22 protein-coding genes and 2 pseudogenes are annotated in these 26,689 nt (G+C 72.2%); 10 read left to right on the top strand and 14 right to left on the bottom strand.

Features of this window, described 5'->3' with window-relative positions; all coding sequences use genetic code 11:
• The 8 genes from ABD54_RS14045 to ABD54_RS14080 form a co-directional block, all read right to left on the bottom strand.
• The coding region (locus ABD54_RS14045; RefSeq protein WP_047869934.1) for a serine/threonine protein kinase at window positions 1-1,466 on the bottom strand (1,466 nt) is incomplete at its 3' end.
• Window positions 1,463-2,728, bottom strand: a complete 1,266-nt coding sequence (locus ABD54_RS14050) for a hypothetical protein (RefSeq protein ID WP_082166819.1) — start codon at window positions 2,726-2,728, stop codon at window positions 1,463-1,465. The genes ABD54_RS14050 and ABD54_RS14045, both read right to left, overlap by 4 nt.
• Before the next feature lie 275 nt (window positions 2,729-3,003).
• The gene (locus tag ABD54_RS14055) at window positions 3,004-3,543 is read right to left on the bottom strand and encodes an AAA family ATPase (RefSeq protein WP_047869935.1); all 540 of its coding nucleotides are present in this window, start codon (window positions 3,541-3,543) and stop codon (window positions 3,004-3,006) included.
• A gap of 177 nt (window positions 3,544-3,720) precedes the next feature.
• Window positions 3,721-4,890 carry a macrolide family glycosyltransferase gene (locus ABD54_RS14060; RefSeq protein ID WP_047869936.1) on the bottom strand — a complete coding sequence of 390 codons (1,170 nt, stop codon included), beginning with the start codon at window positions 4,888-4,890 and terminating at the stop codon, window positions 3,721-3,723.
• A gap of 209 nt (window positions 4,891-5,099) precedes the next feature.
• Window positions 5,100-5,942, bottom strand: coding sequence for an HdeD family acid-resistance protein (locus tag ABD54_RS14065; protein ID WP_047869937.1), 843 nt, complete (start codon window positions 5,940-5,942; stop codon window positions 5,100-5,102).
• Between the two features lie 228 nt (window positions 5,943-6,170).
• Window positions 6,171-7,460: a citrate synthase gene (locus ABD54_RS14070; RefSeq protein WP_047869938.1), complete on the bottom strand. Its 1,290-nt coding sequence runs from the start codon at window positions 7,458-7,460 to the stop codon at window positions 6,171-6,173.
• 806 nt (window positions 7,461-8,266) lie between these two features.
• The gene (locus ABD54_RS14075) at window positions 8,267-9,892 is read right to left on the bottom strand and encodes a peptide chain release factor 3 (RefSeq protein WP_047869939.1); all 1,626 of its coding nucleotides are present in this window, start codon (window positions 9,890-9,892) and stop codon (window positions 8,267-8,269) included.
• A 149-nt stretch (window positions 9,893-10,041) separates the two neighbouring features.
• Window positions 10,042-10,782 carry a TetR/AcrR family transcriptional regulator gene (locus tag ABD54_RS14080; protein ID WP_047869940.1) on the bottom strand — a complete coding sequence of 247 codons (741 nt, stop codon included), beginning with the start codon at window positions 10,780-10,782 and terminating at the stop codon, window positions 10,042-10,044.
• A gap of 146 nt (window positions 10,783-10,928) precedes the next feature.
• Here ABD54_RS14080 and ABD54_RS14085 point away from each other — a divergent pair, with 146 nt between their 5' ends.
• Window positions 10,929-12,083, top strand: a complete 1,155-nt coding sequence (locus tag ABD54_RS14085; protein ID WP_047869941.1) for an acyl-CoA dehydrogenase family protein — start codon at window positions 10,929-10,931, stop codon at window positions 12,081-12,083.
• Window positions 12,084-12,319: 236 nt separating this feature from the next.
• Here the strand turns inward: ABD54_RS14085 and ABD54_RS14090 are convergent, their stop codons facing one another.
• Window positions 12,320-13,132: an NAD-dependent epimerase/dehydratase family protein gene (locus ABD54_RS14090; RefSeq protein WP_047869942.1), complete on the bottom strand. Its 813-nt coding sequence runs from the start codon at window positions 13,130-13,132 to the stop codon at window positions 12,320-12,322.
• 485 nt (window positions 13,133-13,617) lie between these two features.
• Here ABD54_RS14090 and ABD54_RS14095 point away from each other — a divergent pair, with 485 nt between their 5' ends.
• The 6 genes and pseudogenes from ABD54_RS14095 (at window position 13,618) to ABD54_RS14115 (ending at window position 19,008) form a co-directional block, all read left to right on the top strand.
• Window positions 13,618-14,769 (top strand): sensor histidine kinase, encoded by a 1,152-nt coding sequence (locus ABD54_RS14095; protein ID WP_047869943.1) that lies wholly within the window; start codon window positions 13,618-13,620, stop codon window positions 14,767-14,769.
• Window positions 14,748-15,446, top strand: coding sequence for a response regulator transcription factor (locus ABD54_RS14100; protein ID WP_047869944.1), 699 nt, complete (start codon window positions 14,748-14,750; stop codon window positions 15,444-15,446). The genes ABD54_RS14095 and ABD54_RS14100 overlap by 22 nt, the downstream gene beginning before the upstream one ends.
• A pseudogene (locus ABD54_RS27275) lies at window positions 15,446-15,703 on the top strand (glycine cleavage T C-terminal barrel domain-containing protein); the annotation flags it as partial. The gene ABD54_RS14100 and the pseudogene ABD54_RS27275, both read left to right, overlap by 1 nt.
• Before the next feature lie 158 nt (window positions 15,704-15,861).
• Window positions 15,862-16,242, top strand: coding sequence for a glycine cleavage system protein GcvH (gene gcvH / locus ABD54_RS14105; protein WP_047869945.1), 381 nt, complete (start codon window positions 15,862-15,864; stop codon window positions 16,240-16,242).
• 7 nt (window positions 16,243-16,249) lie between these two features.
• Window positions 16,250-17,518 (top strand): serine hydroxymethyltransferase, encoded by a 1,269-nt coding sequence (glyA, locus tag ABD54_RS14110; RefSeq protein WP_047869946.1) that lies wholly within the window; start codon window positions 16,250-16,252, stop codon window positions 17,516-17,518.
• A gap of 77 nt (window positions 17,519-17,595) precedes the next feature.
• Window positions 17,596-19,008: an L-serine ammonia-lyase gene (locus tag ABD54_RS14115; RefSeq protein WP_047869947.1), complete on the top strand. Its 1,413-nt coding sequence runs from the start codon at window positions 17,596-17,598 to the stop codon at window positions 19,006-19,008.
• A 310-nt stretch (window positions 19,009-19,318) separates the two neighbouring features.
• Here the strand turns inward: ABD54_RS14115 and ABD54_RS29600 are convergent, their stop codons facing one another.
• On the bottom strand, window positions 19,319-19,702 hold the full coding sequence (locus ABD54_RS29600) for a hypothetical protein (RefSeq protein ID WP_394324543.1): 384 nt from the start codon (window positions 19,700-19,702) through the stop codon (window positions 19,319-19,321).
• A gap of 173 nt (window positions 19,703-19,875) precedes the next feature.
• On the opposite strand from ABD54_RS29600, the gene ABD54_RS14125 reads away from it, so the two are divergent.
• Both ABD54_RS14125 and ABD54_RS14130 read left to right on the top strand, forming a co-directional pair.
• Window positions 19,876-20,724, top strand: coding sequence for an oxidoreductase (locus ABD54_RS14125; RefSeq protein WP_047869948.1), 849 nt, complete (start codon window positions 19,876-19,878; stop codon window positions 20,722-20,724).
• Window positions 20,724-21,338 carry a TetR/AcrR family transcriptional regulator gene (locus tag ABD54_RS14130; protein ID WP_047869949.1) on the top strand — a complete coding sequence of 205 codons (615 nt, stop codon included), beginning with the start codon at window positions 20,724-20,726 and terminating at the stop codon, window positions 21,336-21,338. The genes ABD54_RS14125 and ABD54_RS14130 overlap by 1 nt, the downstream gene beginning before the upstream one ends.
• A 547-nt stretch (window positions 21,339-21,885) precedes the next feature.
• On the opposite strand, the gene ABD54_RS14135 is transcribed toward ABD54_RS14130, so the two are convergent.
• Window positions 21,886-23,316, bottom strand: a complete 1,431-nt coding sequence (locus ABD54_RS14135; RefSeq protein ID WP_047869950.1) for a sodium:solute symporter — start codon at window positions 23,314-23,316, stop codon at window positions 21,886-21,888.
• A gap of 186 nt (window positions 23,317-23,502) precedes the next feature.
• Entirely contained in the window at window positions 23,503-24,336 is an 834-nt protein-coding gene (locus ABD54_RS14140; RefSeq protein WP_047869951.1) for a MurR/RpiR family transcriptional regulator, read from the bottom strand.
• 120 nt (window positions 24,337-24,456) lie between these two features.
• On the opposite strand from ABD54_RS14140, the pseudogene ABD54_RS14145 reads away from it, so the two are divergent.
• Window positions 24,457-25,701 (top strand): annotated as a pseudogene (locus tag ABD54_RS14145) (amidohydrolase family protein); the annotation flags it as partial.
• 5 nt (window positions 25,702-25,706) lie between these two features.
• Here the strand turns inward: ABD54_RS14145 and ABD54_RS29525 are convergent.
• A complete protein-coding gene (locus ABD54_RS29525) occupies window positions 25,707-26,108 on the bottom strand; it encodes a VOC family protein (RefSeq protein ID WP_082166820.1) in 402 nt (133 codons plus the stop codon).
• Between the two features lie 43 nt (window positions 26,109-26,151).
• Window positions 26,152-26,689: hypothetical protein (locus ABD54_RS14150; RefSeq protein ID WP_047869955.1), on the bottom strand; the 538-nt coding region annotated here is incomplete at its 5' end.

Raw genomic sequence — 26,689 nt, forward strand, 5'->3', positions numbered from 1 at the left:
ACGCACAGTGAGCCCGAACTGCGCTTCCACGACGCCGAGGACATGGCCGACCAGCTCACCGGCGTCCTGTTCTCCGCGCCGAACAGGGCCGAGGGGGCGGGGTGCGGCGTGCCCTCCAGGTCGGAGAGCACCTCGCGCAGGACGCCGGTGAGCTGGTCGGCCATGTCCTCGGCGTCGTGGAAGCGCAGTTCGGGCTCACTGTGCGTGGCGCGGCGCAGCAGCCGGTCGAAGGACTCGTGGCGCCGGAGCAGCGGCACGGTCTCCCGGGGCGGGATGCTGTGCGGGTGGTCGCGCATGAAGCTGAAGCGGAAGCTGAGCACGGCCAGGGCGCGGCCGACCGAGTACAGGTCGGCGCTGACCGTGGGGCCGGGGCCGCGCAGCTCCTCCTCGGGCACCCGGTACCCGGGCGTGGTGTAGACGGGGCTGACGGTGTCGTCCATGCGCCGCACGCCGCCCAGGTCGATCAGCTTGATCTGCTCCTCGCTCTGGATGACGTTGTCGGGTTTGAAGTCGCAGTAGAGCAGGCCCCTGGAGTGCAGGTAGCCCAGGGCCCGCAGGACCTCCAGGCCGTAGGCGATGACCTGGTCCGGGGGCAGGACGGCGTCGGGGGCGTCCTCGCGGCGCTCGATGAGCAGCTCGCGCAGGGACTTGCCGCCCACGTACTCCATGACGATGTGGCCGCCGGGGATGCCGGTGCGCGGGTCGGGGTGCTGGGAGAAGTTGATGATCTTGACGATGTTGGGGTGCTCGACCTCGGAGAGGAACGCGCGCTCGGCTGCGGCCGCCTTGTGCGCCTCGGCGTCACCGGCGTTGAGCAGGCCCTTGAGGACCACCCAGCGGTCGTTGACGTTGCGGTCGCGGGCCAGGTAGATCCAGCCGAGGCCGCCGTGGGCCAGGCAGCCGAGCACCTCGTACTGGCCGCCGACCAGGTCCCCGGGGGAGAGCTTGGGCGTGAAGGAGAACTGGGTCCCGCACTTGCGGCAGAAGCCCTCGGTGCGCCCGGGCTGGTCGCCCTGGGCGCGGCCGACCCGCTCCCCGCAGTTGCCGCAGAAGCGGTTCTTCTCCGAGACGACGGGGTTGTCCATGACCGCTTCGGAAGGGTCCCGGTAGGGGACGATGGGCACCTGGACCATGCCCATGCCGAGCATGCCTCGGGAGGAGCGGCGGCTGCCCCGCCCGGCGCCGCTGCCGCCGGTGCCCGAGGTCGCGGAGACGCTGCCGGGGCCGGAGCGCCCCGAGAGCCTGACGTTGCCGGAGAGGGGGTGGGAGTGGACGGGGTCGCCGCTGAGGGGGTTGGCGGAGGAGTTCGCGCTGAGGGAGGGCTGCGGACCGGAGGCCGGAGGTACGGGCCGCCGCGGAAAGGCGGGGCCGACCGGGGGAGGAACGTGCGCGGGGGCCATGCCGCACACGCCGCAGAAACCGTCCTCGACCCGGCCGGGGCAGCCGGGGACCGTGCACTTCGTCATCTGTTCACACCACCATCGCTCTGGCCCTCTGACGCGTCCGGGCCCGGCGTGGTTCTGTTCACAGCGCAATCGTTTCCGTCGAGTCCGTGGAGCGCGCTCCGGTAGGCGGAGAGGGCGGCCGTCGCCGCGCGCAGGTCGCAGGGCGCGGTCCACAGCTCCCAGCGCGCCGTGCTGTGCAGACGGGCCAGCCGCGTGTCCTCGGCGACGCCGAGCCGGACCGAGCGGGAGTGGTAGGCGTCCAGGCGTTCGCGCAGCTCGGCGCGGCGCTCCAGGAGACGGGTGAGGTCGGCCTCGCGCTCCCGGGCGTCGTCGGCCGCCTCGCGGACGGCGCGCTGGACCTCGCCCAGGCGGGCGCCGAGTTCGCGCCACCGGCGCCGGGCACGCAGCGCGTCCATGGCGTCGATGCGGGCCCGCAGCCCGGGGACGGGGTCGGGCACGCCGACAGCGGCGGGCGAGGAGACCTTGGCGACCACCTGTTCGCGCAGCGCGCGGGTGCGCTCCACGGCCCTGCCGACGTCGTCGATGGCGAAGCCGAGCCGCTCGACGCTCTCGTCGTAGGAGTCGCGCATGCGCAGGGCGTCGCGGAGCTCGCCGCGCACGCGTTCCAGCCGCAGGCGCAGCCGTTCGAGGGAGGACGTGTCCACACGGCCGTCCTCGACGAGCGCGAGGGGGTCGCGTCGGACGGTGGCGCCGACCGCGGCAAGGTCCACGCGCAGGGACTCGTGCTCGTCCTCGGCGAGTTCCACCATGTCGGAGAGGGTGCCGATCTCGTGCCACACGGCGTCGAGCTCGCCCAGACGCGGGTGGAGGGCGTCCCAGGCCGCCTCGACGGCCGAGACGACCTCGGTGGCCTCCTCGTAGTCGGCGGACATGCGGGCGACGGCGGCGGCGAGGCTGACCGGCTCGCCTCCGGTGCGGAGCCCGCGCTCGCGCAGCGGGACCTCACCGGCGGGCAGGGGCACGGAGTCGCCGTTGAGCAGGGAGGTCAGGGCGGCCTGGTCCTCGGGGCCCTCCGCCCGGTCCCGGATCCGGCCCGCCCTGTCCACGACGCCGCGGAAGGCCTCGTAGACCGCCCACAGGCTGCGGATGTGCCCGCTGGCCTGCTCCCAGCGCCGCCGGGTGCGCCCGACGAGGTCGGCCCCCTGGAGCATGCGGTGGCTGACGTGGCCGTCCAGGTCAGCGAGGTCGAGGGAGATCCGGTCGGCCTCACCGCGCACACGGTTGAGCGCGTGGTCGATGCCCTCCCAGCTCATGGGCGGCATGCTCGCCCCGGACGCCCTGGCCACCTGCCGCCTTCCTCCCCGGCGTCCACGCACGTTCCCCGCAGCCGTCGGGGGCGTGGACGGTCAATGGTCCTTTACCCAGACACGAGTCTGGCCCCCGTTTTCGCGAACTACAAGAGAAAGCCCGGTTTACGGCCATGAACGGCCACTGGCGTCCCGTTTGCGGTCCAGAGGGCGCAAAGCGTGACAGAGGCTTCTTTTTGTCACTCCCGTCACTGCCGTTATTCCGTGCTCTCCCGTTACGGTCTCGGCGGTCAGGCCACGCCCAGGGCCTCCAGAACGAAGCGGGCCCGCTCGGCGACCGGCACGCGCGGCAGCTCCACCAGCTCGTAGCCGCACGCCGGGTAGGCCTCGGTCATCGCCCGGTGGGTGCGCTCGGCCTCCTCCGGGGACTGGTGGCGCTCGGCGTCGCCGGTGAAGATCTCCGGCCACGGCGGGGCCACGAAGACGCGGCGGTGGTAGCGGAACCGGCGGGCCGCCCCGGTGACGTGCCCGGGGACCGGCAGACCGCGCAGGCGGAGGTAGCCCACCAGGTCGGGGACGCCCCGGTCGCAGAAGACGGGGCCGGGCAGGGACGAGGCCTCGCGGTGCGAGCGCATCTCCCACGAGAGCATGAGTTCGGCGAACAGGGCGTCGTCGCGCCAGGCCAGGCCCCGGCCGCCGATCTCGCGCTGGTCGCGGATGACGGCGCGGCCGGCCTCCGGGGTGCGCGCGTACCCGAGCGATGCCAGGTGGTCGATCAGGGTGGTCTTGCCCGATCCCGGGCCTCCGGTGACGACGACGAGGTGGTCCATGGTGCTCCGTTCTGTGGCTGGGCCGGGCGGGGACCGCCGTGTCGGCCCCGCTGCCCGGTGGTCGCGACGCCTCGTCGCGGCACGGGGCGCCGGGACGCCTCCGGCCCGTCGGCGGGGCGCCCGGCCCGGGTGTTCCGGGCAGGGCGCCCTCCGGGGGTCGGCGTCGGCCGGACCCGCTCAGGCGGGCAGTTCCGCCTCGACCAGGTCGGCCGCGTAGGAGGTTCCGGCGGCCCGGAGCCGGGCGCTGACCTTCGCGAGGCGGCGGGCGACCTCGGGGTCGGCGGTCAGCTCCAGCAGGGCGGAGCGCAGCCATTCCGCGCTGGCGTCATCGGTGTCGATCCTCCGGGCGACGCCGAGTTCCACCAGTCGGTCGGCGTTGTCGAACTGGTCGACGGCCTGCGGGACGGCGATCATCGGCACGCCGGTGTGGAGGCCCTCGCTGGAGCCGCCCATTCCGGCGTGGGTGACGAAGGCGTCGGCCTGGCGCAGGACGGCGAGCTGCGGCACCCACGTGTGCACCTCGACGTTGTCCGGCACCTCCCCCAGTTCGGCGGGGTCCACGTGCTTGCCGATCTGGAGCACCACGTGCCAGCCGGGCAGGCCGCCGAAGGCCTCCAGGCAGGCGCGGTAGAACCCCGGCTGGTTGGTGAAGGCCGACCCGAGGGAGACCAGCAGGACGTTGTCGGCGTCCGCCGGACGGGCCCATTCGCCCTGGTCGGCCCGGTCGCCCAGGCACGGCCCCACGAAGGTCACAGTGTCGGCCACGGTGTCGGCGAAGGGCTGCATCTCGCGCGGGATCAGCGCCAGCGCCCGCTCCGGCACCCCGGCGAAGGAGGAGTGGTCGAGGCCGGTGACGCCGTTGTCGGCGAGCCAGGCGTCGAGCTTGGCGTAGTGCTCCTCGGCCCCCGGCTGGGCGCGCAGCCACTTCAGGACGGTGTCCTCGTAGTCGGCCCAGGCCACGTAGGTGGGCGAGAGCTGCACGGAGGGGATGCCCCAGTTGACGGAGAGGACCCGGGCGGCGAACCCCGAGATGTCGTACAGGAACAGGTCGGGGCGGTCTCCGTCGTAGGCGGCGCGCAGGGCGGGTAGCTGGTTGATCGCCTCGTCCAGGAAGATGTCCATGCCCTTGATCGGATCGTCCGGCCAGGTGCCGTCGCCGGTGGGCAGGACAGTGGCGTAGGGGACGAGTTCGGCCCCGGCGCCGGTGATGGTGTCGGCCAGCAGGGGGTCGTTGGCGTAGGTGACGCGGTGGCCCCGGTCCACCAGCTCGCGGATGACTTCCAGGCTGGGCAGGACGTGGCTCACGGTGGGGGTGCCGACCATGGCGATGTGGGCACGGCGGTTCATGTGCTTCTCCGGAATGGGGTGTTCGCGGTCAGGCTGAGGGGGCACCGTGGCGGGGCGGTGCGCCGCGGCGTCGGTGAAGCCTGTCGCCAGCCGTAGATCTGGAGTTGCACGCGCGCCATGCTAGCCAGGCGCCGTGGGATCGCGCACCCGCTTTTCGGCGCGGCCCCGTGGGTCCGGAAACCGTCCGCGCCCGCACGGGGCCCGGGGCCTCAGCGGGGCTCGTCGGGGCGGTCCTCGTCGCCCGGGGCCCGGTGCCTGCCGCCGGGCCGGTCGTCCCAGCCGCCGTGCTCCACCCCGTCGTCCCACCGGTCCCCGGAGTCCCCGGAGCGGTTCTCGCCCCAGCGGTCCAGGTCGTCGTCGTGGGAGGCGCGGTCGGCCCGGTCGGCGCGGTCCTCCAGGAGGTCGCTGGGGCGGTCCCCGCGGTCGTACGGGTCGGCGGGTTCCTCGGGCTCGCCGAGACCGGCGAAGGCGGGCGAGTCCTCCGGGGGCAGGAAGGCCTCGGCCGCGCCCCGGAGGCGGAACCCGGCGACGGCCATGACCACGCCGAAGATGACCGCGTACATCGCGATCACGAACATGATGGCCTGCGCGCCCTCCAGCGGCCAGAACCACAGCAGGAGCCCGAAGACGACCGAGAGCGCCCCGACGAAGACCAGCAGCCACTCGGAGCTGATGTGCGCGCGCAGGCGGATGGCGGTGATGATCTCGGCCAGGCCCGTGACCACGGCCCAGACGCCGACGACGAAGACGAGCGCGACGATCGCCGCGACCGGCCAGAAGAGGGCGATCACCCCCATGACGGCGCTGAGGACCGCCTGGACGACCAGCGGGACCCGTGCGCCGGGCGAAGAGCGGTAGGCCGCGTACCCGAGGGCGGCGGCGTCGACCAGCGCGTAGACGCCGAAGACGATCGCCAGGACCACCAGGGTCTTGCCCGGCCAGACCAGCGCGACCAGACCGAAGAGGACCGCGGCGGCCCCCCGTAGGACCACAAGCCACCAGTTCCGGCTCAGCTCACCGAGCAGGTCGCCGGTCCACGCGTACCTGACCATCGTCGCCCCCTCATTCGCACGGCCCCGTTTGGTGACCGCACCCTGCCCCTTCCCCCGACGTCGCACAAGGACGACAGCGATCCGCAAAATGCGGGAAAAGACAGCCCGTAACGGTAATACCCAGACGTGTAGGGGGCTGAACAGCGCGAACACGGCCGTGGACGAAGCAAGGGAGCGCCCGCCCCGTCTGACGCGGGCGGGCGCTCCTGTGTGCTCCGAGGGGTGTGCCTACCCCTGGCCGGGCAGCCGGCGCTCGGCGGAGCCGACGTAGTGCTGGCGCGGGCGCGCGATCCGGAAGGCCGGGTCGCGCAGCTGCTCGCGGTAGTGGGCGATCCAGCCGGGCAGGCGGCCGATGGCGAACAACACGGTGAACATGTTGGTCGGGAAGCCCATGGTGCGGTAGATGACGCCGGTGTAGAAGTCGACGTTCGGGTAGAGCTTGCGCTCGGTGAAGTAGGAGTCGGCGAGCGCGGCGGCCTCGAGCTTGAGTGCGAGCGCGAACAGCTCGTCCGGGTTCTCGTCGCGGTCGAGGATCTGGCTGGCCAGAACCTTGATCTCCTTGCTGCGCGGGTCGAAGTTCTTGTAGACCCGGTGCCCGAAGCCCATGAGGCGCATCTCGCGGGCCTTGACCTTCTCCAGGAAGTCCTCGATGGAGATGCCCGAGTCGCGGATCTCCTCCAGCATCTCCAGGACGGCCTGGTTGGCGCCGCCGTGGGACGGGCCGGAGAGGGCGTTGATGCCCGAGGCCACGCTGGCGTAGATGTCGGCCTTGGAGGAGCCGACGACGCGCACGGTGGCGGTGGAGCAGTTGAGCTCGTGGTCGGCGTGCAGCACCAGCAGCATGCCGACGGCCTGGTTGAACAGGTCGCCCAGCTCGCTGTCGGCGTGGACGTCGCCGAAGGTCATCCGGATGAAGTTGTCGACGTAGTCGAGCGAGCTGTCCGGGCCGATCGGCTTCTCGCCGATCGAGTTGCGGTAGATGCGGGCCGCGATCGTCGGCAGCTTGGCCAACAGCCGGATCGTGGCGAGCTCCACCTGGTCGTCGTCGCCGGGGTCGACGCTGTCCTCGTAGTAGGCGGCGAGGGTGTTCACGGCGCTGGCCATGAGGGCCATGGGGTGGCCGTTGCGGGGCATCGCGTCGATGAGCGCGCCCATGTCGGCCGGGATGTCGGCGTTGTCGCGCAGCCTGTCGGCGAACTCCTTGAGCTGGTCAGCGTCGGGCAGCTCGCCGTAGATCACCAGGTAGGCGACCTCGATGAAGGTCGCGCCCACGGCGAGGTCCTCGATCGGGTACCCGCGATAGCGCAGGATCCCGGCGGCCCCGTCGATGTAGGTGATCTCCGAGCTACACGAAGCGGTGTTGCCGAACCCCGGGTCCAGGGTCGTCATCCCCGTCGACCCCAGGAGGGTCTTCAGCTCGATGGTGCGCTCACCCTCGGTACCGGTGAACACCGGCAGCTTCAGCACGCCGCCCTCGTAGTGGAGCTCCACCGTGCGCTCTTTGTCGTCTTCGCTCATGCCCGAGGTCAACCTTTCCAGGCGGGGGATACGTGAGGTGCGTCATACGCGGGGCGGTCCGCCGCCACGTTCCTGCTTCACTCGTTATTGTTCTGTTTTGTTAAACGACAGTTAAGCAAAAGCATATAAGTTTCACCGATTCACGGACAGGTGACATGCAACACATACCCACACGTGCACTGAATTACCGCCAGGTGAAGATTTACAAACTTTGCCAGCCGTCGATTACTTCGTGATCGCTTTGAGACGTCGCAGACGGGACCGGGAGGTCCTCCCGGCGCCGCACTGCCTCCTGTACCGGTCCCCTGGGCGGTCCGGTATCCGCCCGAACCCTCCCCCTTCGGCCTGTCCTTCACAGAAGTGGACAGAGCCGAACGAAGCTCGGTGCGGCCGGGTGTCCGAACACGCCCTAGCGGCCTATCCCCAGGGTACCTTCGCGCTGTTCACGGGGCCCGAGGCGGGGTGCCCGCCGGCTGGTGATCTTGGCCTCTGGCTGGGCGTCGGGGATCGCGGCGCCCCCGTCGGCCGCGGCGAACCGGGCCCGTCGTGACAACGGACTGTGCGCGCGCCACGGGAGTTCACACCCCCGCGGGCGCACCGCCGCGCCACACCTCCGGGACGCCCGCCGGGAGGCCTTCCGCAGAGCGCCCAATTTCCCGGGAGCCGGACCCCGGCACCAACAGCGGGTAACCGCCATTCACCCCGGGTAAACGGCCCGGGCGTGCTTTGCCTAAAGGGCGGCGGCCCGGACGGAGGGAACCGGTCCGGGCCGCGGATGGGGCCGGGGGACCAGCCCCCGGGGGTCCTCAATCGCCCTCGTCGACGCCTCCGGCCAGCAGCGGCTCCATGAACAGCGTCGGGTGGTCGCGCTCGATCACCCTCAGACGCCACTTGTTGTGCACCAGCACCAGCAGCTCGCCGTCGCCCCGCCGCCGCAGTACCTCGGCGCCCGACAGCGCGTGCAGGGCGGGCGCCGACTCGGCGTCGGTTCGCCGCGCCACGGAGTAGTCCAGCGGCGAGGCCTCGATCGGGGCCCGGAACTCGTGCTCCATGCGGTGCCTGACCACGTCGAACTGCAGGGGGCCCACCGCCGCCAGCACCGGCGCCTGCTCACCGCGCACGTCCGAGGACAGCACCTGCACCACGCCCTCGGCGTCCATCTGGGCGATGCCGCGCTGGAACTGCTTGTACTTGCTCGCGTCCTTGGCCCGCGCCACCACGAAGTGCTCGGGGGCGAAGCTGGGGATCGGCGGGTAGGACACCTTGGGGCCGTCGTAGAGGGTGTCCCCCACCGCCAGCGCCTGGGCGTTGACCAGCGCGATCACGTCGCCGGGGTAGGCCGTCTCGATGGTGGTGCGGTCGGAGCCGAACACGGCCTGGGTGTACTTGGTGGCGAACGGACGCCCCGTGGGCGCGTGGGTGAGCACCATGCCGCGGTCGAAGCGGCCCGAGCTGATGCGCACGAAGGCCATCCGGTCCCGGTGGTTCTTGTCCATGTTGGCCTGCATCTTGAACACCTGGCCCGAGAACGGGTCGGCCACGGCGCGCGGGCGCTCGCGGTCGTCCTCCTTGGGCCCGGGGGCCGGGGCCAGGCCCACCACGGCCTCCAGCAGCTTGCCGACCCCGAAGTTGGGCAGCGCGGCGCCGAAGAGCACCGGGGAGGACTCCCCCGCCAGGAAGGACTCGGCGTCGAAGTCCGCGCCCAGCGCCTCCAGCAGCTCGATCTCCTCCTGGGCCTGGACCCAGGCGTCGGCCTCCACCTCGGCGGCGCGCTCGGGGTCCAGGACCTCCTCGATGGCCTTGTGGGCCCCGCCCGGGGTGCGCGACATCTTGGTGTAGACGCCCTCGCGGCGGTCGATGAGGCCGCGGAAGTCCCCGGCGATGCCCACAGGCCAGTTCATCGGGGTGGGGCGCAGCCCGATGCGCTGCTCGATCTCGTCCAGCAGCTCCAGGGGCTCGCGGCCGGGGCGGTCCCACTTGTTGACGAAGGTGATGACCGGCATCTTGCGGGCACGGCACACGTCGAAGAGCTTGAGGGTCTGCGGCTCCAGGCCCTTGGCCGAGTCCAGCAGCATGATCGCGCAGTCCACCGCGGACAGCACCCGGTAGGTGTCCTCGGAGAAGTCGGCGTGGCCGGGGGTGTCCACCAGGTTGAGCACCCGGTCGTCGTAGTCGATGCGCAGCGCGGCGGAGGTGATGGAGATGCCGCGATCCTGCTCCATCTCCATCCAGTCCGAGGTCACGCCCCTGCGGTCGCCCTTGCCGTGCACGGCTCCGGCCGAGGAGATCGCGGCCGCGTGCAGTGCCAGGGCCTCGGTCAGGGTGGACTTGCCGGCGTCGGGGTGGGAGATCACCGCGAACGTCCGCCGCCGGGAGGCCTCGCGTACGACCTCAGACTCCTGCTTGGTGGCGCCCGCCGTGTCCACGCTCATCTCCGCTGTCCGATCCGCCTCGTGTGACTACCCGTTTCCCGGCCCACCAGCCTACGCTCGTCGGAGCGCCGCCCCGACCGCGCGGGGCCCGGCCGGGGCGCGGGTCCCCGGCTTGCCGGGGGCTCCGGCCTCCCGGGCCCCTCGATCCCCTACGTCCCCGCGGGCCCCTGCGGCTCCCCGGACCCCTCGGACTGCCGGACGGCCTCGGCGACGCGGCGGAGCAGTTCCTCTCGGCCGGTGCCGCCGGGGTAGACCGCCACGAGCACCCGGTCGCGCCGCGGCTCCGGCGCGGCGCGCAGCATCGGCTCTGCGGCCAGGCGGACGAACTCCATGGCCTCGTCGAAACGCGCCCACACCTCGCGGACGTCCTGCTCCGGGCCGCGCAGCCACCCGCGCAGGACGTGGTTGTGCGCCGCGATCAGCGACGCCGCCACCACCCCGGCGGCCAGCGAGCGGTCCCCGCCTCCCCCGCGCCGCGCCAGGTAGCGGCTGAAGGCGGCCTGGTAGCGGGCGGTCATCGCCACCTCGCGGTCGCGCAGGCGGGCGTGGGCGCGGACCAGGCGGTAGCGGGGCACGGTGATCTCCGGATCGCCCAGGTAGCCCTGGAGCACCAGCCGGGTGGCGGAGAGGACCGAAGTCAGCGGGTCGTCCGGGGAGGCCTCCAGGAAGCCCTCGACCGTGGCGGACAGCTCGTCGTGCTCGGCGAAGAGGATGTCCTCCTTCGAGCCGAAGCGGCGGAACAGGCTGCGCCGGCTCACGCCCGTGGCCGCGGCGATCTGGTCCATCGTCGTGGCCTCGAAGCCGTCCTCGGTGAACAACCGCACCGCGGCCAGCACCACGGCACGGGTGTCCGCGCGCGTCTGACCGCCCCGGCCGCCCTGGTTCTCCATGGGCCGCGCCCCCTTCGTCCGGTGTCTGGAAGGCTGTGCGCCCCCATCTGTGTACTTCATCCCTTCCGCCCCCTATCCTGGCACTGAATGCCAAGGGATGGCACGCGGTGCCATCACCCGGGACCGCCGCCAGGGGAGGAATGCAGATGAGCGACTTCGACCTGTTCAGGACCACCGAGGAGCACGAGGAGCTGCGCGAGGCCGTGCGCTCCGTCGCCGAGGACAAGATCGCCCCGCACGCGGCTGAGGTCGACGACAGGAGCGCCTTCCCCCAGGACGCCCTCGACGCGCTGGTGGCCACGGACTTCCACGCCCCGCACATCGCCGAGGAGTACGACGGCGTCGGCGCCGACGCCCTGGCCACCTGCATCGTCATCGAGGAGGTCGCCCGCGTGTGCGCCTCCTCCTCTCTCATCCCCGCCGTCAACAAGCTCGGCACCATGCCGCTGATCCTGGGCGCCTCCGAGGAGGTCAAGCGGCGCTACCTGCCCGAGGTGGCCAGCGGCGGGGCGATGTTCTCCTACGGCCTGTCCGAGCGCGAGGCCGGTTCCGACACCGCGAGCATGCGCACCCAGGCCGTCTCCGACGGGGACGGCTGGGTCCTCAACGGACAGAAGTCCTGGATCACCAACGCCGGGGTCAGCAAGTACTACACGGTGCTGGCGGTGACCGACCCCGAAGGCGCGCGCGGCCGCAACGTCTCCGCCTTCGTGCTGCACGCAGACGACGAGGGCTTCACCCTGGGAGAGCCCGAGCGCAAGCTCGGCATCAAGGGCTCCCCGACCCGCGAGCTGTTCTTCGACAGCGTGCGCGTCCCCGGCGACCGCATCGTCGGCGCCCCGGGCGAGGGCCTCAAGATCGCGCTGCGCACCCTGGACCACACACGCGTCACCATCGGCGCGCAGGCCGTCGGCATCGCGCAGGGCGCGCTGGACCAGGCGGTGGCCTACGTCAAGGAGCGCAAGCAGTTCGGCAAGCACATCGCCGACTTCCAGGGCGTGCAGTTCATGCTCGCCGACATGGCGATGAAGCTGGAGACCGCGCGGCAGATGGTCTACGTGGCCGCCGCCAAGTCCGAGCGCGGCGACGACGACCTGCCGTTCTACGGCGCCGCCGCCAAGTGCTTCGCCTCCGACGCGGCCATGGAGATCACCACCGACGCCGTGCAGTTGCTGGGCGGCGCGGGCTACGTGAAGGACTTCCCCCTGGAACGCATGATGCGCGACGCCAAGATCACCCAGATCTACGAGGGCACCAACCAGATCCAGCGCATGGTGATGGCCCGCCAGCTCCTCAAGTAGCAGCCCGGGAACACCGGTAGCCCGAAAACGAGGAAAGACCCCGCCCGCGGTCGGTCTCCACCGAGACACGAGCCGTGGAGCGGGGTCTTTTCATGCGGTGCGCCGTACTGTCGCGGAAGCCCGCCGGGGGCGGGCCGTCCCGTCCGTGTTCCGCCGGGGGTCCGCGGACCCCCGTCCGACCGCCCGGCGGGCGGAGCCGGGGGCCGCGCGAGGGGCTCGTTCCCAGGGGCGACGGGTCAGAGCGTGGCCTCGCGGACGAAGCGGCCCAGCGGGATGGGGTCGCGGCCGAGCGCCGCGCGCACGTCCTCGGTGACCTCGGCCGCCCGGCCGCGGACCGCGGCGGCGAAGCGCTCGTTGAGGGTGTCGATGAAGCGGTCGTTCCACCCCCGGTCCGCGGCGCGGAAGTAGAAGCCCGCCTCGTCGACGGCCTTGAACCGCCACACCGGGCTCTCGGTGCCCCGGGTCTGCTTGACCACCTCGCGGAAGGTGAGCGGCTGCGGGCCCGTGAGCGTGTACTCCCTGCCGCTGTGGTCGTCCAGCAGGGCCGCGACGGCGGCGTCGGCAACGTCGCGGGCGTCCACGAAGCTGACCTCGGTCCTCTTCTTGACCGGCAGTTCGAGGCGGCCGTTGCGCGAGCGCGCAAGACCGGCGAACATCCCCTCGGTGAAGTCCTGGAAGAGCCAGTTGGACCGCAGTACGGTCCACCGGCCGAACAGGTCCCTGGCCCGCAGCTCGGCGGCGCGCTGGTCGGAGTCCGACGGCGCGTACTCGCTGCCCATGGCGCTCAGGACCACGGCGTTGACGGCCCCGGCCGCGGCGGCCCTCTCCAGGAACCCGGCGACCCGGTTGCCCAGCGCGCTCCCGACGGGCGTCACCACGAAGACGTTCTCGACGCCGTCGAGGATCTCGTCCCAGTTGGAGGTGTCGGTCCAGTCCAGGCGGGTCTTCGAGGTGCGGGACGCGCCCGTCGCGGGCAGGCCGCGGCTCCTCAGCTGGGTGAGGACGCGGCGGCCCACCATTCCGGTGGCGCCGGTGACCAGAGTGCTCATCGGTTACAAGGTACCGACGCTCGGACCGGACGCGAACCGTCCTCGCCGCGCCGGCCCGCGCGGCGGACCCGCGCGGGCCGGTCCCGTCCCAGGCCCGGCTCCGCGGCCGCCGCGCCTCCGTCCCCAGGACCGGGGCGGCGCCGACGGCCGCAACGCACGGGTCGGCGAGCAGCTCGTAGCCCTCGAAGGCCGCCACGTTCGACACGACGAAGCGGTTGGAGGAGTTGAGGACCACCCAGGAACCGCTGGTGACAGAGGTGGTCGACGGCGCCGCTGACGCCGACGAGGACGAGCAGGACGCCGAAGCCCCGGGTGACCCCGCGCATGCCCCCGGAGCTGGACACCAGGGCGCACGGGGCGCACCGGCCGACCGTCCGGTCCCCGCCCGGGGGTCGGCCGAACGGCCGGGGGCGCCCGTCCCGCGCCCCGCACGCTCCCGTCCTCCGGGCGCGGTCCCGAACGTAGACTGCACGACGATGAACGCTATGGCCGGGCGGTGCGGCGCTCGCGACTGGATCGTGGACTCCTCCATCTTCCTGATCGCCCTCCTCTCCGTGCTGATGAACGCCGCCGAGTTCCCCCACCTGCCCGTCCGGGAACCGGTCCTGCCCGTGTGGTTCGAGGCCGCCGACGCGGCCCTCTCCCTGCTGGCCTGCCTGGCGCTGTGGTGGCGGCGGCGCTGGCCGGTCCAGATCGCCGTCGTACTCGTCCTGTACTCCGCCGTCTCCGGCCTGGCCTCGGGCGCGATGCTCATCGCCCTGTTCTCACTCGCGGTACGCCGTCCGCCCCGCACCAGCCTGGCGGTGTACGGGCTGAGCCTGAGCGCCTCGCTGGTGCACGCCGCGCTGTGGCCCGACCCGCACGCCCCGTTCCTGGTGATCCTCCTGTTGGGCGCCGCCCTCCAGGGCGCCGTGACCGGCTGGGGGCTCACCGTCCAGCACCGGCGCGAGCTGGTGGAGTCGCTGCGCGACCGGGCCGTGCACGCAGAGACGGAGGCGCAGCTCCGCGCCGAGCACGCCCAGCACCAGGTCCGCGAGGCCATGGCCCGCGAGATCCACGACGTGCTCGGGCACCGGCTGTCCCTGCTGAGCGTGCACGCGGGAGCCCTGGAGTACCGGCCCGACGCCCCCGCCGAGGAGGTGGCCCGGTCGGCGAAGGTGATCCGCGAGAGCGCCCACCAGGCCCTCCAGGACCTGCGGGAGGTGATCGGCGTGCTGCGCGCGCCCGTCGGGGAGCTGCCCCAGCCGACGATGGCCGACCTGCGGCAGCTCGTGGAGGAGGCCGACGAGGCCGGGACCCGGGTGGAGTTCGTGCAGGACTGCGCCGGGACGGTCCCCGAGCGCACCGGGCGCACCGCCTACCGGATAGTCCAGGAGGGGCTGACCAACGTGCGCAAGCACGCCCCGGGCGCCACCACGCGCGTCCTGGTGCGCGGAGCCGCGGGTGACGGCCTGCTGGTGGAGGTGGGCAACGGCCCCTCCCCCGGCGCCCCCCGCGCGGCGTCGGGCGGGGACGGCGACGGCCAGGGCCTGGTCGGGCTCGCCGAGCGGGTGTCCCTGGCCTCGGGGCGGCTGGAACACGGCCCGGACGGCGGGGGTGGCTGGCGGCTGGCGGCATGGCTACCGTGGCCGACATGAGCGAGACGGAGCGGGAGATCGGGGTCGTGCTCGTCGATGACGACGCGCTGGTCCGGGTCGGCCTGGTGATGATGATGGGCGGCGCGCCCGACATCCGGGTACTGGCCGAGGCCGAGGACGGGAGCGCGGTGGTCGACCTGGTGGCGCGCCACTCCCCCGACGTGGTCCTGATGGACATCCGGATGCCGACGGTGGACGGGCTGACCGCCACCGAGCGGCTGCGGGCCCTGGAGAACCCGCCGGAGGTGCTGGTGCTGACCACCTTCGACGCTGACGAGCACGTGCTGCGCGCGCTGCGGGCGGGCGCGGCGGGGTTCCTGCTCAAGGACACCCCTCCGGCGGAGATCGTGGAGTCGGTGCGCCAGGTGTCCCGGGGAATGTCGGTGCTCTCCCCGGCGGTGACGCGGCGGCTGGTCGAGCGGGTGGGCGCCGACGACCGCGGCGAGCGGGCCCTGCGTGCGCGTGAGCGGCTCTCGGAGCTCAACGGCCGGGAGCTGGAGGTGGCCGTGGCGGTCGGCGGGGGCCGGTCCAACGCCGACATCGCCGCGGCCCTGTTCCTGAGCGTGCCGACGGTCAAGACGCACGTGTCGAGCATCCTCACCAAGCTCGGGCTCAACAACCGCGTCCAGGTGGCGCTGCTGGTGCACGACGCCCAGCTCCTGGACGGGAGGGGCTGACCCGCCCCCGCCGCCTCATCGGCCTCGTCGCGCGCGGGCGCCGCCCGCTGCGCCAGGGCCAGGAGGTCCTGCGCGACGGCACCTCCGTCGGAACCATCACCAGCGGCGCGCCCTCACCCACCCTGGGCCGCCCCATCGCCATGGCCTACGTGGACGGCGACCTCGACACCTCGACCGGCGCGTTCACCGTGGACGTGCGCGGGCGGGGCGAGGACGTCGACGTGGTCGAGCTGCCGTTCTACAAGCGGCAGCCGTAGCAGCAGGGGCCTTCACACCCCGAAGGCCCGCACGCCCCAGCGCGGCGGGATCCCCCCACAGGGGACCCGCACGCACGGGGCGCGACCGGGCGTAGGCCGGGCCGGGCAGCCGTACGGGCGCGCGGCAGGAAAATGGAACACCTCCAAGGAGAGTTGAAGTGAGCGTTCCCACGGAGCTGGGTTACACCGCCAAACACGAGTGGGTCGTGGTCGAGGACGGGATCGCCACCGTCGGGATCACCTCGTTCGCCGCCGAGTCCCTGGGCGACATCGTCTACGTCGAGGCGCCCGAGGTCGGCAGCGAGGTGACCGCGGACGAGCCGTGCGGCGAGGTGGAGTCCACCAAGTCCGTCAGCGACGTCTACTCGCCGGTGAGCGGCGAGGTCGTAGAGGTCAACGCGGCCCTGGAGAACGAGCCCGAGACCATCAACTCCTCGCCCTTCGAGGACGGTTGGCTGTTCAGGGCCCGGATCTCCGAGGAGCCCTCCGACCTTCTCTCCGCCGAGGAGTACACCAAGCTGACCGAAGGCGAGGAGTAGGCCCCCGATGGCTACTGACAACACGCTCAACCAGACGCTGGGCGAACTGGACCCCGAGGTGGCGGCCGCGGTCGACGCGGAGCTGGCGCGCCAGCGCGACACCCTGGAGATGATCGCCTCGGAGAACTTCGCCCCCCAGGCGGTGATCGAGGCGCAGGGCACCGTCCTGACCAACAAGTACGCGGAAGGGTACCCGGGCCGCCGCTACTACGGCGGGTGCGAGCACGTCGACGTCGTCGAGCAGCTCGCCATCGACCGCGCGAAGGCGCTGTTCGGAGCCGAGCACGCGAACGTGCAGCCGCACTCGGGCGCGCAGGCCAACACGGCCGTGTACTTCGCGCTGCTCAAGCCGGGTGACACCATCCTGGGCCTGGACCTGGCCCACGGCGGCCACCTGACCCACGGCATGAAGATCAACTACTCCGGCAAGATCCTCAACGCGGTGGCCTACCACGTGCGCGACGAGGACGGCACCGTCGACTACGACGAGGTCGAGGCGCTCGCGGAGGAGCACCGGCCCAAGATGATCGTCGCCGGTTGGTCGGCCTACCCGCGCCAGCTCGACTTCGCCCGCTTCCGCAAGATCGCGGACTCGGTCGGCGCGCTCCTGATGGTGGACATGGCGCACTTCGCCGGTCTGGTCGCGGCGGGACTGCACCCCAACCCGGTGCCGCACGCCGACGTGGTCACCACGACCACGCACAAGACCCTGGGCGGCCCGCGCGGCGGCATGATCCTGGCCAAGGCCGAACTGGGCAAGAAGATCAACTCCGCGGTGTTCCCCGGCATGCAGGGCGGACCGCTGGAGCACGTGATCGCGGCCAAGGCGGTGGCCCTCAAGGTCGCCGCGGGCGAGGAGTTCGCCGACCGCCAGCGCCGCACGGTCTCGGGCGCCAGGCTGCTCGCCGAGCGGCTGACGCGGCCGGACGCGGCCGAGGTCGGCGTGAAGGTGCTCTCGGGGGGCACGGACGTGCACCTGGTCCTGGTGGACCTGGTGGACTCCGAGCTCAACGGCCAGGAGGCCGAGGACCGCCTGCACTCGATCGGGATCACGGTCAACCGCAACGCGGTGCCCAACGACCCGCGTCCGCCGATGGTCACCTCCGGCCTGCGGATCGGCACCCCGGCGCTGGCCACCCGCGGTCTGGGCGACGAGGACTTCGCCGAGGTCGCGGACGTCATCGCCGAGGCGCTCAAGCCGGAGTTCGACGAGGCGGCGCTGCGCGGTCGGGTCCAGGCGCTGACCGCCAGGTACCCGCTCTACCCGAACCTGTAGAGCCCCGCCGTGCGGGGCCGGGCGGCCCCGCACGGCGTTCACATGCCCGGGCCCTGTACTCGACGAGGAGGACAGCCATGGCCATCAGCGTGTTCGACCTGTTCAAGATCGGAATCGGACCGTCCAGTTCACACACGGTCGGGCCGATGAAGGCCGCGCGCACGTTCGTGGACGGACTGCGCGAGGAGGGCCTGCTCGACGGGGCGGCCCGCGTGCGAGCGGAGCTGTACGGTTCCCTGGCGCTGACCGGCAAGGGACACGGCAGCGACCGGGCGGTGGTCCTGGGACTGATGGGGCACAGTCCCGAGCACGTGGACGTGGACGCGGTGCCCGAGCTGGTGGAGCGGGTGCGCCTGGAGCGGACTCTGTACCTGGGCGGGCCCGGAGGGCCGCCGGTGGCCTTCGACCCGGCCGTGGACGTGGACTTCCGCCGCAAGGAGAGCCTGCCCGACCACCCCAACGGGATGCGGTTCGTGGCTCTGGACCCCTCCGGCGCCGAACTGGCGGCGAAGGTGTACTACTCGGTGGGCGGCGGGTTCGTCGTGGACGAGCTCGCGGCCGGCGCGGACCGGATCAAGGCCGACGACACCCGGGTGCCCCACCCCTTCTCCAGCGCCGAGGAGCTGCTGGGCGTCTGCGCCGACACCGGGATGTCGATCAGCGCGGTGATGCTCGCCAACGAGCAGGCCTTCGGGCGCTCCCCCGAGCGGATCCGCGCCGAGCTGCTCGTGCTGTGGGAGGCGATGCGCCAGTGCGTGCGCCGCGGGGTGACCACCGAGGGCAGCCTGCCAGGCGGGCTGAAGGTGCCCCGGCGGGCGCACCGCCTGTACCGGCAGCTTGGCGGCAACTGCGACGAGTCGGGCCTGCTGGCGCCGACGGGGGTGGACTCCGACCCCATGCGCGGCAGCGACTGGATCACCCTCTACGCGCTGGCCGTGAACGAGGAGAACGCCGCGGGCGGCCGTGTGGTGACCGCGCCGACCAACGGGGCCGCGGGCATCGTGCCCGCCGTGCTGCACTACTACCTGCACTTCAGTCCGGGCGCGGGCGACGAGGGCGTGGTGCGGTTCCTGCTGACCGCGGGGGCCGTGGGCATCCTGTTCAAGCAGAACGCGTCGATCTCGGGCGCCGAGGTGGGCTGCCAGGGCGAGGTGGGCTCGGCCTCCTCGATGGCCGCCGCCGGGCTGGCCGAGGTGCTGGGAGGCACCCCCGCGCAGGTGGAGAACGCCGCCGAGATCGCCATGGAGCACAACCTGGGGCTGACCTGCGACCCCATCGGCGGCCTGGTGCAGGTGCCGTGCATCGAGCGCAACGCGCTGGCCTCGGTCAAGGCGATCAGCGCCGCGCGCATCGCGCTGCGCGGCGACGGCAGCCACTTCGTGTCGCTGGACAAGGTCATCCGGACCATGCGCGACACGGGCCGCGACATGATGGACAAGTACAAGGAGACCTCGCGCGGCGGGCTGGCCGTCAACGTCATCGAGTGCTGAGGATGCGGGCCCTGAACAGCGCGTTCATATCCTTCAGCGCTGTCAGGGCCTTCCCTGCTTGCGACGAGGCGAAGGGGCCGGCGTGCGTCTGGCTTCCAGGTGACGTCCGAGAACCGCCGTTCCACACACCTCTCCATCGATTTGCGCGACCATCCCCGCCGCGTTGACGTCCGTGTGGGACGAGACGGCCAAGGCGCCTTCGCGGATGAGTACGGCTCCAGCGGCATCCGAGGCTTCCACCTCGTCCCCCGCCTGCTCAGGGGCCGTCCCGCGAGTGCGTTCGGGCACGGCTCACCGACTCCGGGGCCCTCTATCCGGTGAGGGCGAGGTTGTGCGGGCGGGCGATGCCGCGCACGGCGTGATGGACGCCCTCGACGATGAGGACGGTGTCCCCGCTGAACCGGCTCCGCCGCCGGGGTGCCGACAGCGGATCGAGGTGGTAGATGATGCGGTCTGCGGCCGACTCGCGGATCCCGGACAGCGGCGCCAGCGGGCGCGTCTTCAAGTTCGCCCGCCAGTTGGCCGTGACCAGCAGGACGCGATCCGCCGGTGACGGACTCCGGTGCCGGCCGCGCGGTCGATCCGCGGCCTGCTCACGTCGTACTGCGCCTACCACCTCGCCGAAGCAGCGCGGGCTCAATCCCGTGAGGGGACCCATCCAGGACGGCACCGACGCCGTGATCGCTCCAGTCACACCGTGATCGTTTCAGTCGCGGCGAGCGGTCGGCGAGGGGCCGGATCGGCCCCGGCTGAGCATGATGCCGCTGAGGGCGAGGTAATCAACATTAGGTTGATAAAAATCGACGTCGTGTAGACTTTCTGGGCGAGGGGGCGATCCAGCTCCCCGCGCGACCTTCTGGAGGAGCAGTGCAGCAGCAGAAGTGGCTCATCACCGGCGTCAGCACGGGCCTCGGACGCGCCTTCGCCCAAGCCGCCCTGACCGCCGGGCACATCGTCGTCGGCACGGTCCGCTCCGAGGAGGACCTGCGGGCCTTCCGAGAGCTCAAACCCGGGCACGCTCACGGCCGCATCCTGGATGTGACCGACGAGGCCGCCGTCTCGAGTGTGATCACGGAGGTGGAGCAGAGCGTCGGCCCCCTGGATGTCGTCGTCGCCAACGCGGGCTACGGCCTGGAGGGCACCTTCGAGGAGACGCCGCTGGCCGACGTGCGGCGGCAGTTCGAGGTCAACGTATTCGGGACAGTGGCCACGCTGCAGGCGGCCCTGCCCCACATGCGCCGACGCCGCCGAGGCCACCTGATGGCCGTCACCTCCATGGGCGGGCTGATGGCCGTACCCGGCATGTCCGCCTACTGCGGCAGCAAGTTCGCTCTGGAAGGCATCCTCGAGGCACTGGGCAAGGAGGTCGCACAGTTCGGGATCCACGTGACGGCGATCGAGCCCGGGTCCTTCCGCACCGACTGGGCCGGACGGTCCATGACACGCACCGCGCGGTCCATCGACGACTACGACGACCTGTTCACCCCCATCCGTGAAGCGCGGCAGAAGGCAAGCGGGAACCAACTGGGCGATCCGGCCAGGGCCGGGGAGGCCGTCGTGCGCATCGCGTCGGTCGACCAGCCGCCGGCCCACCTCGTCCTGGGCTCGGACGCGCTGCGACTGGTCACCGCCGCGCGCACGGCCGTGGACGAGGACATCCGCGCATGGGAGACACTCTCCCGTACCACCGACTTCGCCGAGGGCGCTCAGCTCTGATGCCCGGCCACCACTCCGCGCGGAGCCGACGCACAACCGAACGCAAGGGTGACGTCCGAGAGCGGGCCATCCTCGACACCTGCGAAGCCCTGCTGGCGCAACAGGGCTATGACGCCATGACCGTCGGCGACATCGCGCAGGGCGCCGGCATCACACGGGGCGCCCTGTACTTCTACTTCGGCTCGAAGCAAGAAGTGGTCACAGCGCTCGTGGCCCGGACCGTCGAGCACCTGTGGGAGCGGTCCCGGGCCACCGCACAGACCGAGGAGCCACGCCAGGCCATCGCAGCAGCCATGCGGCGCACGGTCGAGTTGTGGAACGAGCACGGCCTGGTCATGCGCACAGCGATTGACCTGTCGTTGACCGTGCCGGAGATCGGTGAACTCTGGAGCCACACAGCCGACTTGTTCATCACAGCGATCACCTCCGTCCTGGAACGAGCCGGTGTCGAGGCCGGCACCGAACCGCAGCAGGCGTCGGCGATGGCACGCGCCCTGTGCTGGATGATCGAGCGGACCTTTTACCACGCCTCGCAAGAGTCCCGCCAGAAGTTGCAAGAGGCATCCTCGACCTGCGAACACATCTGGCTGATCAGCGCCGGCCTGACCACCTGAAGCGTCCGGCGCCGACGTCAATCGAGTGCTGAGGGATCGGACTTCCCCCCTGCCGACGAATCCCGCCCGCCGGGGCCTCCATGAGATCCGCGGGAGGAGTTCGCCGGTGCTGACCAGCGCACCGGCCTGCGGCGTCACGGCCGGAGGGAGCGAAGGCAGGCGTCGCGGTCGAGGCCGTCGGGCACGAGCACGCTGAGGCGGTAGGCGGTGGGGTGCGCACCGCGCCGGCACAGGACGTCGACACGCAGGTCCTCCTCGCGGAGGCCGACCGGTCTCCCCTCCCGCTCCGACGGTAGGGGTGCCGGTCCGTCTCGTCGGTGGTCTCGAAGAGCGCCTCCCAACGGCTCCGCGCTCCCTCGCCGTCCTGGCCCCGGCACGGCGCGCCCCGCGTTCGCGTCTGCGTCCTCGCCACGGAACGCGCCCATTCCAGGAGGGTCTCCCCCCCGCTGCCGTGGGCGGGAGAGACGCGTCCCGGCGGGCCGGGCGGCCCGCCGGGACGCGGGGAGAGCACGGGGACCGCTCCCGGTCGGGAGCGGTCCCCGTTGTGTCAGGCGTCGGTCCCGGTGGGCGCGGGCGCCTCGGCCGCGGCCACCCGTGCGGGGTCGGGTGCCTTGGTCACCAGGCTGGCCACGACGAGCGCGACCAGGGCGGCGGGTAGGGCGACGACGACCGCGTTGAGGCCGCCCGGGGTCCCGGCGACCTGCCAGCCGATGGTGGTGGCCGCGCCGACCACCAGCGCCGCGACGGCGCCCGCCGTGGTCGCGCGCTTCCAGAACAGCACCGACAGGACTACCGGGGTGATCGCTGCGCCGTAGACCGTGTAGGAGTACATCTGCAGCTCCAGCACGGTCGGGAAGAACAGGCTCAGCGCCAGGCCCGCGAGCGCGATGCCCAGGACCGACAGGCGCTGTACCACGAGCTTGCGGCGCTCGTCCGCGCCGTCACCGGTGAAGCGGGCGTACAGGTCGTAGGCGACGTTGGAGGCGCAGGAGAGCATGTACGAGGATCCGGTCGTGATGACGAAGGCGACCGCCCCGGCCAGGATCAGGCCGCCAAGCACCACCGGGAGGTAGCCCTCAGAGGCCAGGCTGAGCACCGCCATGTCGCCGTTGATGCCGGGCATGAGGATGGCGGCGCAGGTGGCGAGCAGCACGACGGGCACGAAGACGAAGAAGCTGCCCACGAACATGCCCAGGGTGGAGGCGCGGGCCTCGCGCTCGTCCTTGGCCGCGGCCAGGCGCTGGTACATGTTCTGGTCGGCGAGCAGGAGCAGGAAGAGCGGGAGGAAGTAGCCGAGGAGCTGCAGGGCGGTGAGCCCGCCGCTGAAGGTCGTCGCCTGCTCGGGCAGGCCGTCCCAGTAGGCGCCGGGGCCGCCGATCGCGGCGAACACCAGCGGCACCGACACGAACAGGCTGAGCAGGATGAGGATGGCCGAGACGAAGTCGGTGTAGGCCACCGAGAACAGGCCTCCAGTGGCGGTCAGCAGCGTCACGAGGACCGCGATGAGCACGGTGCCCTGGGTGGCGGACAGCGGCGTGACCAGGCTGACGACGTACCCGCCGCCGACGAACTGCGAGGCGGTCAGCCCCAGGAAGGCGATGGTGGTGACCACCGCGGCGACGGTGCGCACCCCGATGCCGAAGCGCACCTCCAGCAGTTCGGGGATGGTGTGCCGGGACGCCCGGCGGATCCGGCGGGCCGCCAGGAGCAGGACCAGGATGCCCAGCGGCGTCCCCGCGAAGAAGATCATTCCGGCCGTCGGGCCGTAGGTGTAGGCGAAGTTGGCGCCGCCGATGATGGTGCCCGAGCCGACCCAGGTGACCAGCATGGTGGCGATCATGACCGGGCGGGGGAGGCTGCGTCCGGCGAACAGGAAGTCGTCGCCGCCGCGCAGCCTGCCCGAGCGCACGAAGTAGAGGGCGATCCCGATCATGGCCAGGAGGTACACGGCGAGGATCACGAGATGGGTCGTCTGCATGGGCCACCTTCGCGGCGAGGTTCGGTTCGGGGGACGTGCACGGGGGGACCGCCCGCGGAGGCGGCCCGACCGGGCCATGTAAGCAGCCGCACCGCGTGAATTGCAACACTTATTGCATCGAACGTGACCCTGATCACGTCACAATGGTGTCGCCGCGTCTTCCCAGGTCGTTCGCCCCGGCGTCGCTCAGAAGAGCTCCGTGCTCTCCCAGAGGCGCTCCGTGTCGCGCACGGCGGCCAGCACCGCGTCCCCTCCGAGGCGGGCCATCTCGGCCAGCACCGCGTGGACGACCGCCATCACCGGGGTGAGCGAGGGGAACATGCCCACGCCCTCGCTGGGCACCAGCAGCACGTGCTCCGCCCCCTCCGCCAGCGGGGAGTCCCTGCGGTCGGTGATCACCGCGACCGGCACCGACCGCTCACGGGCCACCAGCGCCGCCGAGCGCAGCGCGACCGGGAGCCGCCACAGGTCGCACGCCAGCAGCAGGTCGCCCGGGCCCATCCGCGCCAGCGCGCTGACCAGGCCGGTGCCGCCCAGCTCCAGGCGCTCCACGTCGTAGCCCATGATCCCCGCCGCGTGCGCGAGCTGCACGCCCGGCGCCGCGAAGGTGCCCGAACCCACCACCCGCGTCCGGCGCGCACGGTGCACCGCGCCCGCCAGGGCGCGCACCCGGGCGGGTTCCAGGGTCCTCTCCAGGTCGCGCAGCCCCTCGCGGTCGGCGCGGAAGGCCTCGCGCACGGGGTCGGCGTCGGCACCGGCGTGCTCGGCCAGGACCTCTCCGGCGCTGAGCGAGGCCAGGTAGCGCGAGCGCAGCTCGACGCGCAGGGCGGGCCACCCGGTGAATCCGAGGGCCTGCGCGGCCCGTACGACCGTGGCGACGTTGACCCCCGCCCGCTCGGCGAGCTCGGCCGTGCTCGCGTAGGAGGCGAACCTCGGCTCGTCCCGCAGCACCCTGACCACGCGCTCGGCCGCGCGGCCCAGGCGTCCCCCGCCGAGCGCGGCCTCGATCCAGTCCGCCATCACCCCTCCGTCCCGGCGCCCCGGACCGCGCCGCACCCCCAAGCGATACCACCCCCGGGGTGGCCCCCTCCCCGTGGTGCAACATATATTGCAACAACGCGAACCCCGACGGAGGTATCCATGACCCGCCAGTCAGAACCGCACATCCTCTTCACGGGCGCCGGGCTGCTCGACCCCGGGGCGGGCACGAGGACCCCCGGCTCCTGGCTCCTGGTGCGGGACGGCATCATCGCGGGCAGCGGCCAGGGGGCCCCGCCCGAGGTGGGATCGCGAGTGCCGACCGTGGACCTGGCGGGGGCCACCCTCATGCCCGGCCTGATCGACGCCCACGTGCACCCGACCGCCTTCAGCGCCGACCTCGGCGCCGCGATGGACCAGTCGCCCGCCTACGTCGCCAGCTACGCGGGCCGATCTCTGGGCGCCATGCTCAGGCGCGGATTCACCACCGTCCGCGACGTCGCAGGGGGCGACTGGGGGCTGGCCAGGGCGGTCGAGGAGGGGCTCGTCGACGGCCCCCGGCTCATGTTCGGCGGCAAGGCGCTGTCGCAGACGGGCGGCCACGGCGACTTCCGCGCCCCCGGCCGCCAGGGCAACGACACCCACGCCTGCTGCCCCGGCGCGGGCATCGTCTGCGACGGGCCCGTGGAGTTCCGCCGCGCGGCCCGCGAGCAGTTGCGCACAGGAGCCCACCACCTCAAGATCATGCTCTCGGGCGGCGTGGCGTCCCCCACCGACCGCATCGACTCCACCCAGTCCTCCGAGGACGAGATCCGGGCCGTGGTGGAGGAGGCCGAGGCGGCCAACCGCTACGTCACCGGCCACGCCTACACCGCCCGCGCCGTCAACCGCGGGCTCCGCCTCGGCGTGCGCTGCATCGAGCACGGCAACCTCATCGACGAGAGCAGCGTCGAGCTGTTCCTGGAGCACGACGCCTACCTGGTGCCCACCCTGGTCACCTACCGGGAACTCTCCCGGCAGGGGGCCGCCAACGGGTTGCCCGCGGCCAGCCAGGCCAAGGTGGACACCGTGCTCGACCGGGGGCTGGACGCCCTGCGCATGGCCCACGAGGCCGGGGTGAACCTGGTCTTCGGCAGCGATTTGCTCGGCGGCATGCAGGACCGCCAGAGCCAGGAGTTCGCCATCCGCGGCCGGGTCCAGCCCGCCGCGGACGTGCTGCGCGCCGCCACCGTCAACGCCGCCCGGCTGCTGGGGCTGGAGGGGGTGGTCGGCACCCTGCGCGACGGGGCGCAAGCCGACCTCGTCGTGGTCGACGGCGACCCGCTCGCCGACATCGGGGTCCTGGCCTCACCGGAGACGAGCGTGCGCACCGTGCTGCGCGAGGGCCGGATCCGCCACGAGCGCGCCGCCGCTCAGGAGATGGTGGCGGTCGCGTCCATGTACAGGAACTCCCACAGGTGGCCGTCGGGGTCGGCGAAGGAGCGCGAGTACATGCCGGTGTGCTCGATGGTCCTGGCGTGGGTCGCCCCGGCCACGGCGGCGGCCTCCGCGATCCGGTCCACGTCCTCGCGGCTGTCGGCGCTCAGGCAGGTGATCACCTCCGCGCCCGCGGAGGTGTCGGCCGTCCCCGAGGGCGTGAACTCGGCGAAGAAGGGTTCGGACAGGAACAGGACGCGCGACTGGTCGCTGACGACCATGCACAGCGCCCTGTCGTCGGAGAAGGCCTCGTCGTAGCCAAAGCCCAGCGCGCTGAAGAACTCCCGGGTGGCGTCGACGCTCTTGACGGGCAGGTTAACCAAGGTCATTCGAGTCATGTGGCGAAGCTAACAGCAGGCGCCGGCTATCGGCGGTAACGGCTCAGGCCAGGCTGCGCCGCGGGTTCTTGGCCGGCGCCGTCATCGACATCCGCACGACGGCCGGGACCTGTTCCAGGTCCAGCGCCCGGCGCAGGTTCGCCAGCGCCTCCGAGCTCACCCGCCGCCACACCCCGGCCACGTCTGCGTCGTCGTCCAGGGTCAGCGCCAGGCGCAGGTGCGGCGCCTCGGCGGACTCGGTCAGCCGCGCTCGGGCGCGGCGCACGCCCGGGTAGTCGGCGACCTCCTGTTCCAGGGCACCGCGGGCCACGTTCTCCGACATCTCCACCCGCCCCTGCTCCCCGCGTTCCAGGACCAGGTGCCCCACCGTGTCGTTGAGCCCCTGGGACATCAGCCATCGCAGGGCCAGGAAACCGGCGACGAAGGCCACCGCGACCGCCGCGTAGGGCACCCACTGCTGGTCGAGCGCCTCCCGGGCCCCGGGGCCGAGCAGGAGGCTCTCGGCCGCTCCCCCGCCGAACAGGCCGCGCCCCGCGGCCAGCGACGCCAGCCCGGCGACGAGCAGCACCGCCCCCACGACC

The organism is Nocardiopsis sp. RV163 (genome assembly GCF_001029525.1).
In the GTDB taxonomy this organism is placed as follows: domain Bacteria; phylum Actinomycetota; class Actinomycetes; order Streptosporangiales; family Streptosporangiaceae; genus Nocardiopsis; species Nocardiopsis dassonvillei.

What these genes read in the sequence shown, in the direction of transcription:
- ABD54_RS14075 (WP_047869939.1), bottom strand. Translation starts at nt 9,892, where the DNA reads ATGAGCGTGGACACGGCGGGCGCCACCAAGCAGGAGTCTGAGGTCGTA.
- ABD54_RS14050 (WP_082166819.1), bottom strand. Translation starts at nt 2,728, where the DNA reads ATGCCGCCCATGAGCTGGGAGGGCATCGACCACGCGCTCAACCGTGTG.
- ABD54_RS14085 (WP_047869941.1), top strand. Translation starts at nt 10,929, where the DNA reads ATGAGCGACTTCGACCTGTTCAGGACCACCGAGGAGCACGAGGAGCTG.
- ABD54_RS14135 (WP_047869950.1), bottom strand. Translation starts at nt 23,316, where the DNA reads ATGCAGACGACCCATCTCGTGATCCTCGCCGTGTACCTCCTGGCCATG.
- ABD54_RS14070 (WP_047869938.1), bottom strand. Translation starts at nt 7,460, where the DNA reads ATGAGCGAAGACGACAAAGAGCGCACGGTGGAGCTCCACTACGAGGGC.
- ABD54_RS14115 (WP_047869947.1), top strand. Translation starts at nt 17,596, where the DNA reads ATGGCCATCAGCGTGTTCGACCTGTTCAAGATCGGAATCGGACCGTCC.
- ABD54_RS14055 (WP_047869935.1), bottom strand. Translation starts at nt 3,543, where the DNA reads ATGGACCACCTCGTCGTCGTCACCGGAGGCCCGGGATCGGGCAAGACC.
- ABD54_RS14090 (WP_047869942.1), bottom strand. Translation starts at nt 13,132, where the DNA reads ATGAGCACTCTGGTCACCGGCGCCACCGGAATGGTGGGCCGCCGCGTC.
- ABD54_RS14130 (WP_047869949.1), top strand. Translation starts at nt 20,724, where the DNA reads ATGCCCGGCCACCACTCCGCGCGGAGCCGACGCACAACCGAACGCAAG.
- glyA (WP_047869946.1), top strand. Translation starts at nt 16,250, where the DNA reads ATGGCTACTGACAACACGCTCAACCAGACGCTGGGCGAACTGGACCCC.
- ABD54_RS14095 (WP_047869943.1), top strand. Translation starts at nt 13,618, where the DNA reads ATGGCCGGGCGGTGCGGCGCTCGCGACTGGATCGTGGACTCCTCCATC.
- ABD54_RS14065 (WP_047869937.1), bottom strand. Translation starts at nt 5,942, where the DNA reads ATGGTCAGGTACGCGTGGACCGGCGACCTGCTCGGTGAGCTGAGCCGG.
- ABD54_RS14080 (WP_047869940.1), bottom strand. Translation starts at nt 10,782, where the DNA reads ATGGAGAACCAGGGCGGCCGGGGCGGTCAGACGCGCGCGGACACCCGT.
- ABD54_RS14060 (WP_047869936.1), bottom strand. Translation starts at nt 4,890, where the DNA reads ATGAACCGCCGTGCCCACATCGCCATGGTCGGCACCCCCACCGTGAGC.
- ABD54_RS29525 (WP_082166820.1), bottom strand. Translation starts at nt 26,108, where the DNA reads ATGACTCGAATGACCTTGGTTAACCTGCCCGTCAAGAGCGTCGACGCC.
- ABD54_RS14140 (WP_047869951.1), bottom strand. Translation starts at nt 24,336, where the DNA reads ATGGCGGACTGGATCGAGGCCGCGCTCGGCGGGGGACGCCTGGGCCGC.
- ABD54_RS14100 (WP_047869944.1), top strand. Translation starts at nt 14,748, where the DNA reads ATGGCTACCGTGGCCGACATGAGCGAGACGGAGCGGGAGATCGGGGTC.